The organism is Sedimentibacter sp. MB31-C6, assembly GCF_035934735.1.
GTDB lineage: Bacteria > Bacillota > Clostridia > Tissierellales > Sedimentibacteraceae > Sedimentibacter.
Genome location: NZ_CP142396.1, coordinates 1565944 through 1583336, shown reverse-complemented (window position 1 = coordinate 1583336; position 17393 = coordinate 1565944). Strand labels below are relative to the sequence as shown.

At 29.7% G+C, this 17393-nt stretch carries 15 protein-coding genes; 6 read left to right on the top strand and 9 right to left on the bottom strand.

From position 1 onward, the window contains the following. Positions 1-114 precede the first annotated feature (114 nt). The 6 genes from U8307_RS07570 to U8307_RS07545 are packed head-to-tail and all read left to right on the top strand — an operon-like array spanning position 115 to position 6727. The gene (locus tag U8307_RS07570) at positions 115-1194 is read left to right on the top strand and encodes a hypothetical protein (RefSeq protein WP_326906631.1); all 1080 of its coding nucleotides are present in this window, start codon (positions 115-117) and stop codon (positions 1192-1194) included. Continuing rightward, a complete protein-coding gene (locus U8307_RS07565; protein WP_326906629.1) occupies positions 1194-2162 on the top strand; it encodes a hypothetical protein in 969 nt (322 codons plus the stop codon). Before U8307_RS07570 ends, U8307_RS07565 begins: the two co-directional genes overlap by 1 nt. Then, the gene (locus tag U8307_RS07560) at positions 2159-3427 is read left to right on the top strand and encodes a B12-binding domain-containing radical SAM protein (RefSeq protein WP_326906627.1); all 1269 of its coding nucleotides are present in this window, start codon (positions 2159-2161) and stop codon (positions 3425-3427) included. Before U8307_RS07565 ends, U8307_RS07560 begins: the two co-directional genes overlap by 4 nt. Beyond that, on the top strand, positions 3424-4044 hold the full coding sequence (locus tag U8307_RS07555) for a class I SAM-dependent DNA methyltransferase (RefSeq protein ID WP_326906625.1): 621 nt from the start codon (positions 3424-3426) through the stop codon (positions 4042-4044). Before U8307_RS07560 ends, U8307_RS07555 begins: the two co-directional genes overlap by 4 nt. Beyond that, positions 4041-5405 carry a B12-binding domain-containing radical SAM protein gene (locus tag U8307_RS07550; RefSeq protein WP_326906623.1) on the top strand — a complete coding sequence of 455 codons (1365 nt, stop codon included), beginning with the start codon at positions 4041-4043 and terminating at the stop codon, positions 5403-5405. The genes U8307_RS07555 and U8307_RS07550 overlap by 4 nt, the downstream gene beginning before the upstream one ends. Beyond that, on the top strand, positions 5405-6727 hold the full coding sequence (locus tag U8307_RS07545) for a B12-binding domain-containing radical SAM protein (RefSeq protein WP_326906621.1): 1323 nt from the start codon (positions 5405-5407) through the stop codon (positions 6725-6727). The genes U8307_RS07550 and U8307_RS07545 overlap by 1 nt, the downstream gene beginning before the upstream one ends. A gap of 49 nt (positions 6728-6776) precedes the next feature. On the opposite strand, the gene U8307_RS07540 is transcribed toward U8307_RS07545, so the two are convergent. The 9 genes from U8307_RS07540 to U8307_RS07500 all read right to left on the bottom strand — a co-directional run bounded on the left by U8307_RS07540 (position 6777) and on the right by U8307_RS07500 (position 17390). Continuing rightward, complete coding sequence (locus U8307_RS07540) at positions 6777-8033, bottom strand: dicarboxylate/amino acid:cation symporter (protein ID WP_326906619.1); 1257 nt, start codon at positions 8031-8033, stop codon at positions 6777-6779. 157 nt (positions 8034-8190) lie between these two features. Continuing rightward, on the bottom strand, positions 8191-9105 hold the full coding sequence (locus U8307_RS07535; RefSeq protein ID WP_326906617.1) for a S66 peptidase family protein: 915 nt from the start codon (positions 9103-9105) through the stop codon (positions 8191-8193). A 19-nt stretch (positions 9106-9124) separates the two neighbouring features. Further along, positions 9125-9658 (bottom strand): spore maturation protein, encoded by a 534-nt coding sequence (locus U8307_RS07530; RefSeq protein ID WP_326906616.1) that lies wholly within the window; start codon positions 9656-9658, stop codon positions 9125-9127. 1 nt (position 9659) lies between these two features. Next, positions 9660-10289: a nucleoside recognition domain-containing protein gene (locus tag U8307_RS07525; RefSeq protein ID WP_326906612.1), complete on the bottom strand. Its 630-nt coding sequence runs from the start codon at positions 10287-10289 to the stop codon at positions 9660-9662. Between the two features lie 234 nt (positions 10290-10523). Beyond that, positions 10524-11879, bottom strand: a complete 1356-nt coding sequence (locus U8307_RS07520; RefSeq protein WP_326906610.1) for a transglutaminase-like domain-containing protein — start codon at positions 11877-11879, stop codon at positions 10524-10526. A 104-nt stretch (positions 11880-11983) separates the two neighbouring features. Continuing rightward, positions 11984-13249 (bottom strand): UDP-N-acetylglucosamine 1-carboxyvinyltransferase, encoded by a 1266-nt coding sequence (locus U8307_RS07515; RefSeq protein ID WP_326906608.1) that lies wholly within the window; start codon positions 13247-13249, stop codon positions 11984-11986. Between the two features lie 129 nt (positions 13250-13378). Then, positions 13379-14212: a two-component system regulatory protein YycI gene (gene yycI / locus U8307_RS07510; RefSeq protein WP_326906606.1), complete on the bottom strand. Its 834-nt coding sequence runs from the start codon at positions 14210-14212 to the stop codon at positions 13379-13381. Positions 14213-14216: 4 nt separating this feature from the next. Next, positions 14217-15596 (bottom strand): hypothetical protein, encoded by a 1380-nt coding sequence (locus tag U8307_RS07505; RefSeq protein ID WP_326906604.1) that lies wholly within the window; start codon positions 15594-15596, stop codon positions 14217-14219. A gap of 9 nt (positions 15597-15605) precedes the next feature. Continuing rightward, positions 15606-17390: an ATP-binding protein gene (locus U8307_RS07500; RefSeq protein WP_326906602.1), complete on the bottom strand. Its 1785-nt coding sequence runs from the start codon at positions 17388-17390 to the stop codon at positions 15606-15608. Positions 17391-17393 lie beyond the last annotated feature (3 nt).

Sequence of the window (17393 nt, the reverse complement as noted above, 5' to 3'; positions counted from 1 at the left end):
ATACCATAACAGGAGAGAAATTTATATATAAGATTAACACTAAACCCATCTAAATCAATGGGTTTGGGCATTTAACAAATGCCTATATAATAAGTTATCAGTAAGGAGAATAAAATGAGACTTATCAAGGTTAGTACGCAACATAAAAAAGCTTTTATAAATTATTATAAAAAACAATATTTAAATAATCCATTAAAACGGGATTCAATGTCAGGTCTGCTTAAAGGATTGCTATATGGAAAATCCGAGTTATGCAAATCAATTGATTTAGAACCACTTATGGTTATTGATAAAGATAAAATAGTTATGATTTGCGTATTGGCATTTGCTCATCGGATGCCTGATTATTTACAAATTGGATTTTTTGAAACAGATGAATTAAACTTAGATGCTTTTAATTTGATTTTAAACAGAGCAGAAAGCTTGGCTAGAGAAAAGGGTGCAACTAAATTATCTGCTTCTTTAAACATACATGTCAACTATGGTTTAGGATTTTTAGCAAGCGATTATGATAAGAAACAAAACTTTGGAATGGCTCATAATCCTGAGTTTTATCATGAATATTTCAATAAAACAGGTTTTGACACTATAGAAATGGTAAGCTATAAAAAGGATATGAGGTTGACAGATAAGCTAATTGGCGATGAAATTGCCGATAAACTTTCAAAGAGATATATAGTGAGAGAAGCTGATTTTCATAACTTAAAAAGCGAATGTTTAATATACACTGAAGTAAATAATAAAGCCTTTAATGAACACCTATTTTATTATCCGAGAATAAAGGAAGAAGATTATGAGCTTTTTAAGGACTTAAAGTATCTTCTAAAACCTGAGAATTTGTTATTTGTTGAGAAGGATAGCATACCTGTAGGATTTATGCTTTGGTATCCAGACTTTAATCAAATTATGAACCCATGTGATACTGTAGGATTAAAAACAGTTATTAAAAATAGGTTGTTTAGTAATAAAATAGATACTTTTAAAATTGTTGAAATGGGAGTAATCCCTAGCGAAAGAAACCGAGGTGCCATTCTTGCCTTGTTTAATTATTGTTTTAATTGCATTAAAGATAAGTACGACTATATGGAATCCGGGTGGATATTATTAGATAATTTTAAGTCTAAAAATTTCGGCATTAAATGGGCTGATTGTGAAGCAAAACGTTATAAAGCATATATTAAGGAACTGTCATGATGTATACAATAAAAAGCTTAACTGAAGAAATAAACAAATTACATTTGCCTTATAATAAAGAATTCAAGGAATTAACACCCCTTCTTAAACTCCTTGAAAAAGTAAATCCTTGCAGTCAAGAATATGAGCTTATAGATAACAATATAATTATTTCATATAAATTAAAGCTTAATTTACTTAATTTTAAAAATATTTTTCCATTAATAATATATGTTCAAATAATAGGGTTACCAGTTTCTGTATGTTTGCAAGGTTACTATGGAGACTCTGAATTAATTAAAAAAGCTATTAATCAAAGAAAAGGATTGAAAGTTATTTTAAACTCTGATTCTCCCTTTAAAGGAGGCGGAAAAACATTATCAACCTTTGTTTTTAATAATAGATTTTCAACCTTTAATGAATATTTAAATTCTTTAAGAAGTTCTTATAGAAGAAGAATTAACAAAGCATTGAAGTATAGAGATAAACTTATTATAAGAAATTTCAGCAATAAAGAATTTAATGATGAACATTATATCCTATATTTAAGTATTATGGACAGAACTGAAAACCCCTTAGAAACACTTCCCATTGAGTTTTTTAGGGAATATAAAGCAGAATTATATGAATTTATTGATAAAGACACAAATGAATTAATTGGATTTGTTCAGCTAAAAACATTAAAAAACAAGCTTTATTTTTTGTTTGGAGGATTCAAAAAAGAAGATGTTAATAAATATGATATTTATTACAATATGCTACTTAAAATAATTGAAACAGGGATAAAAAAACAAGTTGAAGAAATAGAATTTGGACAAACTGCTGAAGAAAGCAAACTTAAAATAGGATGCAGAGAAAATTATAAATATTTATATGTTCACCATAGCAATCCATTATTAAACTTTTTCATTCAAAAGTTGGTGCCTATATTTACTTATAAGACATACCCTGTAAAACACCACGTATTTAAAGCTGAGGATAAAAAATGATTGTATTTTTAAAGAAAGTAAGAATCAAGACTGTTTTTTCCATTTTTGAACCAATTGTAACTGAACCTCTAGAACTGTGTTATTTGAAGTCCGTATTAAATAACATGGATATAGAAAGTTATATAATTGATAAACAGTTTGGTTTAAAGGAACCTTTAAATGTAATACCCAGTGCAGTAGTGCTAACAGGGTACAATGTTGCTGAAAATGAAATTATTAAGGAAGCAGGCATTTATAAAACCAAGTATCCCAAAGCTAAAATAATTGTAGGAGGGGTCCATGCCCAAATAAACTTTAAAGAATTTCTAACAAAAGAAATTGATTATATATGTCATACACAAAGTTTAAATACTTTTAAAGAGTTAATAAAAAATATCATGAATGGCGATGATAGTATAGTTGAAGGTGTAAATTTATTTCATAAATCAGCTGTACACGAACATGAAAATACAATTCCAGACAGAACCTTATTTTATAAAATGCCACATATGTTTCGTTATCTAGAGAAGAAAAATGTTGCTTTAATTAAAGGAAGCACAAGCTGTCCCTATAATTGCTCTTATTGCTTTTGCAAACTCTTAAACTACAGCTATTATATAAAAGCCGATTATAAAAGAATGATTCAAGAAATGGAAAGTATTCAGGCGAATTATTTTTGGATAATTGATGATGTACTTTTTACCGACAGAATAGGTGCGTTGGAGTTTATTGGTATAATTAAAAAGAAAGAATTAAATTTAAAAATTATCGGATATTTGAGAGCTGATTTCATTTTAAGGGAAAAAGATCTACTTCCTGCCTTAAGGAAAGCAGGTTTAACTGAGGTTATTGTAGGTTTTGAAGCTACCAACAATGAAGAATTGAAGGGTTACGAAAAAACAACAAATGCACTTAACTATCCTGAAGTCATATCCTTACTTAAGGAAAATAATATTGATTTAACAGCTTTATTTATGGTTAAGCCTGATTATAGAATAAAAGATTTTAAAAACTTATATAAATTTTTAAAGAATAACAAAATAGAGGTTTATACAATTTCAATTTTAACTCCTATAAAAGGGACAATAGATTACGAATTATTAAAAAAGAAATTAACTACACTGGATCCAAGAAAATTTGATTTTCTTCACTTAGTTTTAAAACCAAACTTGCCTAAATGGATGTTTTATTTGCTTTTTTATAGTGTCCATGCAAGGCTGTTGAAATCTAAGAGAGTTTGGAAATACCTATTGAACAGTATAACCAATAGAATGGAGAACATATGAAATCAACTATATGGAATTTTTGGGCTAAGAGATATGACAAGCTTTGGGTTCAGAAATACTCCTTAAAACCAACAAGAAATTATATATTAAAAGCAATGAATGAAATAATGGTAAAAGAACATACAAAGGTACTGGATTTAGGATGCGGTCCTGGTCAACTTATTAATGAATTGTCTAGGAAATATAATAATCTTGATATTATGGGAATAGATTTCTCAGAAAAAATGCTGGAGGTTTCCAAGTCAAGAAATCCCCTTGCTAGTCATATAAAGTTAGATGTTTCAGAATTATATAAATTAAAGGAAAAATTCAATATAATTGTCTGTACTCATTCGCTTCCCTACTACAAAGAACCTAATAAAGTTATGAGAGAATTAAGTAAATTATTAAAGGACGGTGGTAGAATTTTCTTGGGATTTGCAAGTGGTAATAATTTCTACGATAAATTTGCTTTAAGTTTTGTTAAACTGACAACGGGTCCCGCTACGTATCCATCACATAAAGAATTTGAATATTTAATATCTCCATATTTTCAAATAGAAAATGTAAAGGTTATTAAGGAAAAATTCTACATGCCTAGAATTGCAATATACACTTTAAAGAAGGTAAATCAATGAAAGTAATATTAATAAGACCACGACCTCACAAGGAAACCATTGGACTGCAACATGTTATGATATGTGAACCCTTGGAATTTGAATACTTAATTTCTAATATACCGAACCATATTAAAAATGATATTCATATAAAAATGATTGATCTAATAGTTGAAAAGAAAAACTATAAAGATATATTAATTAATGAAAAGCCAGATTTTGTTTTATTCACCGGTTATATAACTCATGTTGGAATTATAAAAGATTTAGCTAAGAAAGCAAAAGAGATTTTCCATAATGTGATAACGGGAGTTGGTGGAGTTCATGCGGAAGTTGTTCCTAATGATTTTAATTCTGATTTTATTGACTTTATTTATAATAAAAATGGAATCGATGGATTTAATTTAACATTAGAAATGTTACTTGAACATTTCGATGTAAATAAAATAAATGAACAATTGAATACTTACAATTTCAAGAATGACAATTTTAAGTATAATTATCCTGATAGAAAATCTGTTTCTAAATATAGAAGTCATTATTACTACATGTTCCACAGCCCTTGCGCTTTAATTAAAACTTCCTTTGGCTGTCCATATAACTGCTCTTTTTGTTTTTGCAAAGAAATTACAAAGGGCAAGTACTTTTCTAGAGATATGGAAGATGTTATTAATGAACTAAAAACCATTGAAGAAAAAGAAATCTATATTGTTGATGATGATTTTTTATTTGACAGAAACAAGCTTAGACATTTTATAGATTTAGTTAAGGACAATAATATCCAAAAAAATTTCCTAGTTTACGGCAGAGCTGATTTTATTACAGAAAACGCTGATATTATAGCTGAATTAAAAAGCATTGGTTTGCAGGCTGTTATAGTGGGAATAGAATCTGTAAGAGCAAGTGATTTGCAAGCCTATAACAAAAAAACCACCAAAGAAATTAATGAAAAATGCATAAAAATATTAAAGGATTTGGATATTGAACTATATGCAACATTGATTATTCCTCTAGATTTTACTATTACAGATTTTGCTGAATTAACCAGTTGGCTAAAAAAACTTAATGTAAGATTTGTAAATCTTCAGCCACTTACCCCTTTGCCAGGTACAGAAATCTTCAATTCATATACATCTGAATTGATAGTTGAAAGAAATAGCTATGAGGTTTGGGATATGGCTCATGTAGTGTTAAATCCAAAATTCATGAGCATAAGAAGATTCTATTACGAATTGCTAAAGGCTTATTACAAGGTAATTATGAGACCTAGCCACTTAACTGTGTTAATAAAGAAATACGGATTAAAAGCCAATTTAAAAATGCTTGCAGGCAGCAGTTTTGTAAGCATGCAGTATATACATAAGATTGTGAGGGGACGCTAATGAAAAAAATATTGCTCATACAACCAAGTCCATACGACCAAAATCACATGCCAATTAAGAAGAAAAGGTTGTATTTTGTAGGTCTTGCCATGCCCCTTTTAGCAGCTATGATGCCTGAAGATTGGGAAACAGAAATAATACTTGAAATAATGGAGGACATACCTTGGGACACTGACGCTGATATAATTGGAATTAGCTCTATGGGTCATGGTGTTATAAGGTCCTTAGATATTGCAAAAGAATTTAAGGAAAAAGGCAAGACAGTAATTTTAGGAGGTTACATGGTCAGCATTATGGCTGAGGAAGCAACAAAATATTGTGATGCTGTGGTAGTTGGTGATGCTGAGCTTGTTTGGAAGGATCTTTTGGAGGATTATACAAAAGGTACTCTTAAAAAAATATATGAAAAGAATTTAGAAAAGGGGACTTTGTCCACACCTTTGCCAAGATTTGATTTAATTATCCACAAAAATATAGGAGATTTCCTCCCTGTTCAAGCAGGAAGGGGCTGTCCTAACACTTGTAGCTTCTGTTCAGTTGCCTGTTTATACAAAGGACATTATATTAAAAAACCTCTTGAAGAAGTTGTAAGAGATATAAAACAAATTAAGAATCTTGGATTTAAAAAATTCCTTCTGTTGGATGATAATACTTTTTCTGACAGAGAATATTTGCATAAATTGTTAGAAGAAATAAAGAAACTTAATATGGAATGGATGAGCCAGTGTGACATCAGAATAGGAAAAGAAAATAAGTTATTAAAAGAATTAGCTGAAAGTGGCTGCACTACTTTGAGTTTTGGCTTGGAAAGTATATCACGAGAAAGTTTAGTAGGAATGAACAAAAGTTGGGCTAATCCTGCTATGTATCCTGAGCTAATTGAAAATATTCAATCTCATGGAATTGATGTTTCCACTGAAATGGTTGTTGGAGGAGATGGAGACACTCTGAAGTCTATAAAAATGACAAAAACATTTATAGAAGAAAACAAAATTTCTGTTCCGCGATTTTACATTTTAACGCCTATTCCTGGAACTAAGTTTTTTAAAGAGATCAAAGCTGAAGGAAGACTGGTTAATGACAATATTTATTCTTTTGACGGAACTCAGGCTGTTCATATACCGAAAAATATGACTCCTCAAGAACTTACTCAAGCTTATTGGGACTTATACAAATCATTATTTACTTATAAATCAATTATTAAAAGAAATATTTTAAGAAAAGAGTTTTTAAAGAAACCAGGCAAGTATTTGTTTTATAGTATCGTTAATTTGTTTTACAAATATCAGATTAAGCGAAGAATCACGCCAAATATATTTTAAGAATAGAAAAAGGAGTTTAATGCGTAATGCCTTACTCCTTTTTTGTAACTTATATCTCTTCGTGTGCTGTTAGTTTTTTAGCCATCCAACCTTTGCCTTCTACCATACGTGTTACTATCATAGAAACTACAGTATCCCCTGTAGCATTTAAACAAGTTGCAGGTGGATCTACCAAGAAACCTATAGTTGCAATAATTGGAAATGCTTCTGGTGGGAATCCATAAATATTAACTATTAGCATTTCTCCTATAAGTCCTCCACCAGGTACTCCTGACATTACAACTCCTCCCAAGATTGATAACAAAATAGCCGTAAAATATGTTCCTATGCCTGTAAACTCTTGACCAAAAATTCCAAATAAAAACGCAATTTTTAGTACTGATGAAAGAACTGTTCCATCCATGTGCATTGTAGCACCTATTGGTAGTATAATTTCACGAATATCTTTTGGAACTCCTATACGAGAAGCAGCTTTTAGGTTAACAGGCATTGTAGCTATTGAACTTTGAGTTGCAATTGAAGTAACTGTAGGTTCTATAATATTTTTAAAGAATATTTTTACGGCAAGCATTCCTCCTGCATAATATGTATATGCTGCAAATGCAATAAAGAAATAAGCAATACATAATGGATAATAAACAATCATTGCTCTTCCATAGGCTCCTAACAACTGAGGTCCAAATTCACCTATTAAACTAGCAAAGTAAGCACCCAAACCTATTGGGGCATACAGCATTATTAATCCTATAAATTTCATCATAACTTTTGATAAAGCTTCTAATGCTCTTGCAACAATATTGTCCTCTCCTCCTACTGCACTAACACAATAACCGAATAAAATTGAAAATACTATTAGAGGCAACATGTTCGACCTTGATAACAATTTAGCGAAGTCATTAACAGTTAAAGCCTGAACAATTTGACTTGCGAGTGATAACTCCTCCAATTCAGTTTCTGTTACTCCTAATTCCAAATTAACTCCTTGTGCGGGAGGAAATACATTAACAACAACAAGAATTAAAATAGCTGCAATTAACCCTGTGACCACAAATGTTAAAAACATATTTCCTAATATTTTCCCAAGGCGTTTCATGTTTACCATACTTCCTACAGCACTTGCAATTGTAATAAAAACTAAAGGCGTAACAGCAGTAAACATCAAGTTTAAAAATATATCGCCAAAAGGTTGCAATACAGTTGCTTTTTCTCCGAATATAAGTCCTATAATACTTCCTACAGCAATAGCTATAATTAATGTAATTGAAAAACGATAGTTTTCCCAAACTGTTTTTTTCGATGTACTCATATTAGACTCCTTTTAATTTAATTTATTACACTACTTTATTTTATAGCTATTAAATGCATAATATAACTAAAACGTGTTAATATTAGAAATTTACCTCTTTATCCATTCGGTAATGAACTATACCACAGACTAATGTATGCCTATAACAATCTATACTTTAAATGTTGAATTTTATTAACTTTAATTTGGTATCCATAAAACAGTTAGATCCAAGTGGTATAGTTAACATGGGAAAACAATGACCTGATTTGACGTTATACATAACTGGCTTCTTATAATCTTCTAGTACATCTTTTAACATCTCAATAACTGTATAGTCTTCGTCTTTTTCATTAATACAATCAGTAAAATCTCCAAAAATTATGCCAGTGGCATCCTCAAGTTTATTTGAATATTTTAGTTGATACATCATCCTGTCAAGTCTTCTAACATTTTCATCAACATCTTCAATAAATAAAATTTTACCTTTTGTATCTACTTCATACGGAGTACCTATCATTGAAACAAGTAATGATAAGTTGCCACCAATGATGGTTCCTTCAGCGGTACCATCAATCATAACCTTGAAATCCTCACCTATTGGATTTTCTAAAATATACTCGTCCTGCATATTTAAAACTTTCTCAAAACTTTTCTTAGTAAATCCATCATAAGCATTAAGCATATTTGATTTTACCATCGGCCCATGAAATGTTATAAAACCACAATTCTGATTAAAATTAACATTAAGATTTGTTACATCGCTGTAACCGACAAATATTTTAGGATTATTTTTTATCATTTCAAAATCTAGTTTATCCATTATATGTGAACTTGTATCTCCACCTCTTATGCACCATATTGCTTTAACTTCTTTGTCTGCAAACATCTCATTAATATCCTCTGCACGTCTATAACCTGTTCCTGCAGAATAACCATGGATAGATTCGTATGTACATTTACCCATTTTAACTTTATAACCCATGTCTTCAACAAAATTCTTGCATAAATCAGCTTCTTTATTAGTCACTGGTGATGAAGGAGCAATAATTGCAATTGTATCACCCTTTTTCAACTTGTTCGGAAATATCATTATTTATCCCTGCTTTCTATTAAAAAACTATATTTGTGATAATTGCTGCAGCTATTAAACTTATAGCATCAACAATCAATCCTACTGATAATGTATGTCTTACTTTTGTAATCTTTGCAACTCCATAATATACAGCTATACAATACATGGTTGTTTCAGTTGAACCCATAGAAATGGAGGCCATCCTTCCAATCAAAGAATCTGGTCCATGTGTGTTGAACAATTCTACCATCATACCTTCAGCTCCACCACCTGATAACGATCTCATTATCCCCATTGGGAGAATTTCTGCAGGCATGCCTATTAAATTTGTTATAGGACTGAAAACTTTAACAACATAATCCATTGCTCCAGAAGCCCTGAATATACCTATAGCAGCAAGCATTGCAACCAAATATGGTATAATTCTGATTGCAGTATTAAACCCCTCTTTCGCACCTCCTACAAACACTTCATAAACTTTTACTTTTTTAATAAAACCGTATAAAGGTATTCCTAATAATAAAACAGGTATTGCATATAAAGAAATTGAATTTAAAATATTTATTAACATATTAGCCCTCCTTTACATCTACATCAGTTTCATCTATAATTTTTTCAATTTGATATCTCTTCATTTTACTAAATAATTTAGCAAGTATTATAGCTGATACTGTTGATATCGTAGTAGCAAGAATAATCGGTCCTATTACTTCAGTGGCATTTGTAGATCCCGCAGCAGCACGTAAACCTATTACTGTAGCAGGAAGTAAAGTTACAGAAGATGTATTTATTGCAAGAAACATAGCCATTGCGTCAGTTGCTACACCTTTATGTTCATTTAATGTATTAAGTTCCTCCATTGCTTTAAGACCAAACGGTGTTGCAGCATTACCAAGTCCAAGTATATTTGCTGCAATATTCATTATCATTGCACCCATCGCTGGATGGTCTTCTGGAACATCAGGAAACAATCTCTTCATAATTGGGCTTAATGCTTTTGCCAATCCCCTTATAAGTCCAGCCTTTTCTGCTATTGCCATTATACCTAACCATAATGTCATTATTCCAATTAAACCTATGGCTATTTCAACTGCTGTGTCAGCAAAGCTAATTGCTGCGTCTGTAACAGCTTGTACATTACCTGTAAAAATAGAAACTATTACTCCAATAACAATAAAACCTAACCAAATTCCGTTAATCATCGTATATCCCCTTCCTATAAATTAATTTAATACTATATTATTCTACATAAAAAATATTATACAAAAAAAATTCCGAAATTCAGGAAATTTTCGGAATTTATATTTTAATATTATATATCTTAACTTTACCTAAAAACTTGTCTTTCTTATGCCTAATGCCTTTATCATCCTTTGATTATTATCATGAAAAAATAATGTACCGCCTTGTACAGTTTCAGCTCTAGTTTATCCAGTTTATAGTTTTTTTAATTCAATCAATTCATATTGTGATTTGAACTCTTCTCTTCTAATTTCTCTGTCTTCGTATTCCATTTCTCCCACCTGATTGTCATATGGGTCGTGTCGCCAGTATTTTTTTGGAGGATTAAAATTATGCTGGAACTCTGAATTCGCAACCATTCTAAATGGATCTAAGTTTGAAAAGTAGAAGTTCCACTTTTCTTTATTCTTGCTTCTTAATGCTCCGCCCCCAAAGGATGGATCTGCAAAAAGCCATCCAAATGGTGCCACATAAAATTGTGCCCAATCATGAGGTCCAATATGGAATGGCGTTACTGCAAGTCCTGACTGCCATTTTGCAGGAATACCTACATATCTGCAAAGAGTTATGAAAAGTAATGCCTGAACGCCACAATCTCCTTTCAAATTAAGCGCCGCATATTCTGGAATGTTTATTATTGTCGAATATGCTCTCATATATGAATAATTCACATTTTGAGTAATGTAATCATATATTTTTCTTGCCATTAATAATGGATTTGTTTCATTACCTATAATCTCCTTTGCCAATTCCTTAATATAAGGAGTAAACACAATATGAGGCTCAAATTCTCCTGTGTGAAAATTTGGCTGCTCATTTGAAACTTGTTTAAAATCTATGTCATTATATTTTAAGTGGGTCTCATAGGAATACTCAACTGAAAACTCCTGATCTTTCTGAAGTTTTACTTCAAAATAAGCAGTCCTTGACGGATAATCAACAGGGGCAATAAAAGTTGCCTCTGGAACTGTTCTAATAACTTTAATATTAGATTGCTGACATTCTATCGGAATAGGAAGATGAACCTTAATTATTTCTCCAATTCTTGCTGACTCATCTTTTACTTTAACCGTTGATTTTAAATGAATAAGATATGAAGCTTTTTTATTTTCCTTGATATCATTAATATTATCGTTTAAAAATTCACCCCTATCATCACTGTCACCACTTTTATTTAAGAGTCTTGCTTCTAAGTCAGCTCTAGTTTTAATTAATGAACCAAAAAAACTGTCATTAAATCTTACTTTACCGTCAATTAAAATCCAATCTGCCTGACTATCTTCTTGAAGAGTTATTAGTTCTTCTTCTGTAAAATCTTTTATATTATCCTTCATTTTTTTCAATGCCTGACTAAATGTATAAGGGTATTCACCTTTAATTGTTCTTATGATTTTTTTTTCCAATTCAAGCCTTTTTCTCATTGCAAAGGGTATTTGCTTATTAAGACGTAAATTAATAAATTTTATTGTTTCTTCAAAATACCCAGCACATTTTAATTTTAAAATATCTTCCGGGAGATTTACTTTTAAGTATTTTAAATCACTTATCATGTTTCCTCCTAAAATTTTATTATATTTGGATATCGTTATCCTATAATTTCCTGTTGTAAAATTTAACATATGTAGCTGCTACTGCAGCTACATATAAAAATATCCTATTCTTCATCTATTACCCTTTTTATTTTTGCACCTAAATTCATAAATTTATTTTCTAATTTTTCGTAACCTCTGTCTATATGCTGAATTTCAGTTATTTCAGTTAAGCCATCTCCTATAAGTCCAGCAATAATCAAAGCTGCTCCTGCCCTTAAATCTGTAGCTTGTACCACACTTCCTTTTAGATGAGTTATACCTTTTATTTTAGCTTGCCTTTTTGAATATTTTATATTTGCTCCCATCTTTAATAGTTCTTCCACATATCTAAATCTATCTTCCGATACCCCTTCTACTACTGTACTATTTCCTTTCAAAGTTGAAAGCAAAACAGTCATTGGTTGCTGTAAATCTGTTGGGAATCCTGGATATGGCAATGTTTGAATATTTACTGGAACTAAATCCTTTTCGTAAAAAATACGCATAGAATCTCCGTATTCTTCTATTCCCATTCCCATTTCCTTAAGTTTTGCAGTTACTGGTTCCATATGTTTAGGAATTATATCGTCAATTATAATGTCTCCTTTAGTAGCTGCAGCTGCAATCATATAAGTTCCTGCTTCTATTTGATCTGGTATTACTTTATAAGTGCATCCTTTTAATTCTTTTACACCATTTATTCGTATAACGTCAGTACCCGCTCCTTTTACATCTGCTCCCATTGAATTTAAGAAGTTAGCTGTATCAACAATATGAGGCTCTTTTGCTGCATTTTCTATTATAGTTTTACCTTCAGCATATATCGCAGCTAGCATTATATTAATAGTAGCCCCTACGCTTACTACATCTAAATAAATCCTAGTTCCCACAAGTTTAGTTGCTTGTACATTTATTCTTCCTTCAGATGTTATATTAACTGTTGCCCCTAATGCTTCAAATCCCTTTATATGCTGATCAATTGGTCTTGTTCCGATAGCACATCCACCTGGAAGTAAAGTTGAAGCTTTTTTGAATCTTCCTAAACCAGCTCCAAGCAAATAATAAGAAGCTCTCATTTTTTTTGATAATCCATTTTTTAAATAACAATCATTAACTTCACTTGCATCTATTGATAAAGACATGTCTTCTAACAAGTCTACTTTTGCTCCTAACTCAGTAAGTATTTCTTCGAATACATAAACATCATTTATTTTAGGGACATTTTGAATAATACATTTGCCTGGACACAGCAAGGTTGCAGGTATTATTGCAACTGCTGCATTTTTAAATCCCCCAATATTTACTTTACCTTTTAATTTTGCTCCACCTTCTATAACAAATTTCGACATAATAATTCCTCATTTTCATATAATTTTATGATTTCCTATTTATAAGCAACGGTTTTTTTACCCGATAATAACATTTTCATCTTATAATGATATATTATTTTTCTGACATAATCAATATAATTTTCGTAATTAGTCAAAACTTGATAAATATTTAATACTTCCGTCATTAAAATTAACTTTCCATGTAGGGTCAGAATTTATTCTAGTAATGTACTTCCAATTCTCATCTTCCAAACTATAATATGTCATTTCTATGTTAATTATTTCTTTATCTTTTACATCATCATAAGTTAAAAGTCGTGGTAATGCTTCAATTGCAGGCAAAGTTCTAATCTTATCTTTTATTTCATTTATTAAAATAGCTTTTTGCATTTCGAAATTGTATATTCCTTTGTTGTCAACAAAAAAATACATATATGAATTTTCTATACTATAATCATTATGAATTTGATTGTAAACAACATAATTTACATCTTCGGATATATATCTATATGTTTCTTCAAAATCATCAGAATTTATATTTTTTTCCTTTATGAAATTTGATATAGTATCATTTATAAATTCTTCTTTTTGAATTTTTCCAGGCACTTTATTTCTTATAGTATATATTATTTTCTTTCCATCAATTATTTCAAGGGTTTCACCCTTTGAATTATTATATATAAACACATCTTCAATAGCCTTAATATTTTCTCCTAAATAATTTTGTAGTAAATCATCATTTACGTTAATCATATTATATTCTATATCTAATACAGGTAAGACATAAGTATCATCTGGTATCTCACAATTAATAATGATATTATTATTTTTTAAAATATTTTCAACATTATTAATAAAATAATCATCTGACATTACATCGTAATCTTCTGATGGAATATTATTAAATGATGCTATAACTAACGAAATGTTTATAACAATAAATGCTATTATAAGTATTGTATTAGCCTTATTCCAATCCATTCCTTCACCACTCTTCTATCAATCTGCCAGTTATTGCATTGAAAATATAACTTTTTTCATTTATTTCAATTACCCAAACTACCCTTAAAACCTGCTCCTTTGTGATTCTGGATAAATCAAAGTAACTTAAGTATATATTACTTATATTCTCAATCATATCACCTTTTAATGGTTTTAATTCTTCCATGTTTTCTTCATAATCATCTCCTGCTAAATTTGCTCTTATTACTTCAATAGCAGGTAGTATACTAATTTCATTCATCTTATTCATTTGTGTATCATCTTTATTCCTAATAAATCTCTGGTAAGATACAACTTTATTTCCTACTACATCTATTTGTAATGCTGTATTTTCTCTTACTTTGCTAAATAATATTGGCCTATCTAATATTTTATATGAAAATATAAAACGATACCCATAGTTTCCTTCATACTGAATATTTTCTATATTGCTTAAGTATCCATACTCAGGAAATCCTAAAAAATCTTCTGTGAAATTAAGAGCTGTAATAAAACTTTCATAAACACCATTTTCATTGTAAATATCTATATTTGCATCATAAAAATCTAGCAAACCTTCTTCATTGATTTTAAGTACCTTTTCAGTTCTAAACATATAAATGAGTTTACCACTTACTTCAACTGATTTTCTAACATACTCATAGTTACTTTTAAAATAGTCTTTTGCAATTTTATTAATGGCTTCAGTATCAAATACATCTAACTCTGATTGAACAAATACAGGATTCAATGCAGTTTGCTCTAAAGGAACTGGTATTCTTAATGTTTTTTCTCCAATTTTTTCTTTAAATGAATATTTTGTGTATTTATCATAATCCATTTCTTTTACAATAGCAGAAATTTCATTAGTATTTATATTATCACTTTCAATTTTAATTGTATTTTCCCCATTGTAAATATATAAAGTATTGTTGTTATCTAAATCAATTATTACATTTTTTATATTATTAATAGATTCTTTTATTGTTAAATCATCAATTTCCATATGCTCAACAAATAATTCAATTGGAATACTAGATACAAAGTCGAATTTTATATAGTTTAAAGGAAATGCTGCTGAATCTGAAATATTACTATTATCAAAGTCTTCAAGGGCATCATAAATTACATATACAGTTTTACTCCAAAAATCATGTTCATCAGAATAAACAACAGTATAATTATCTTTGTATTTTATTATATTTTTTAGTGGTTTAACTACATCCCAAAAATAAGTCTCTGGAATTTCTTCTTCTGAATCTATATCATCTTTTAAATTGTATGATATAAATTCAGGAAGTTGCATCCATACATTACTACTTAAATAAATGCATACTATAACCAATAATAATAATATTAAATTTTTTATTCTTTGACGTACCATAAAATGCCTCTATACTAATTCAGGAATTATTATTTTTATTTCTGTTCCTCTTTGAACTTCACTTTCGACAGTTAAAATACTATCATGTGCTTCTGCTATTTGTTTTGCAATTGAAAGACCTAAACCAGTGCCTCCTAATTGTCTAGCTCTAGCCTTATCAACACGATAAAATCTTTCGAATATTCTATTTTGGTCTTCCTTGGGTATTCCAATACCATCATCTTTTATGCTAATGATAATTTTACCTTTTTCTCTAATTACATTTACCCATACATTGCCATTTTCGGGTGTATACTTAACTGCATTACCTGCTATGTTAAGCATAATCTGTTCAAATCCATCTCGGTCAAAATCTATACTCAAATCATTAGGAACCTCACCCATATGCATAGTAACACTCTTATTCTTTGCTTGTATGTGCAGTTTTCTATAAATATCCTTTAACAATTCTTTTACATTTAACTTTTCTTTAGTCCAATTTGTTTGAGCATAATCCATTCTAGATAGTCTTAATAGATCACTAACCAATCTGGACATACGATCACTTTCTGAATTAATAACATTAAGAAATTCCTCTGCTATAGGTGGTTCATTTAAAGCTCCATCTAATAAAGTCTCTGCATAACTTTTTATAGTCGTTATAGGAGTTTTTAATTCATGTGATACGTTAGCAACAAATTCTTTTTGCATGTTTTCCATTTTATATTGTTCTGTGATATTTTTAAAAACAAGAATAACACCCCCTATTTCTTCTTTATTGTCCATAAAAGGTGCATAATCAATTTTATAGGTTTCACCATTACGTTGAATTATTTCGGTTCCATGCCAATCATGGGACCTTAAATCATTTAAAGACATATTTGTCATGAATTCTGAAACAGCCTTATCATAATTTTCATCATTAATTTCTAAGGAAACAATTTGCCTTGCAACAGGATTCGCGTGTATTATATTCCCGTTTTTGTCAACTGTTAAAACTCCATCTGCCATATACTTAAATGTTGTTTCCATTTTACTTTTTTCCTGATGAAGGTTTAACATAGTTGTTTTTAATTCATCTATTAAGAAATTAAACATATTTCCTAATTGACCTATTTCATCATTTGATTTCACTTCAACTTTTTGATCAAAATTTCCTTGAGACATTAATTTTGCTTTAACAGTTAATTCTTTAATAGGTCCTGTAATACTTGTTGCTAAAACAAGCCCAAGAAATACGGTAAGTGACAATGCAATTACCGTTGCTTGGGTCATTATACTTTTAGATTGATCAACTGTTTTGTATATATAATCTATATTGTTAGTTAAATAGATGTATCCTTTTATATTGCCGTTAGTATTAACGGGATATGACATATGATAAAAATCAGAATAATCAGTTTCTTCATATATGTCTGGTGGAGCAATTTCAGCTATATCACCATCCATAGATTTTGTAAGAATATAATTATTTATATTATTTGAATTAAAAGCACTTTCACCAATTGTATTCTCTACACTACCAGCTATTATGGTTTTCTTATCATCATTCAAAATTACATATACATTTTCATTATATCCTACCTGAATATTATTAATACTGTTTTGTATTTCTTCAATATGTCCATTCCAAACATCATTTTGTAATGAATCAGCTGAAACAATTAATTTAATACGGTCTTCCATATTTTTAGAATTCATTTCAATTTGTGTTTGCTCAAGTTGAGCAACAATAAACATGCCAACTATAGACATTGCAAGAAATACTAATAAAAAGTAAATTAAAATAAATCGCCATTTTATACTTTTAAACATAAT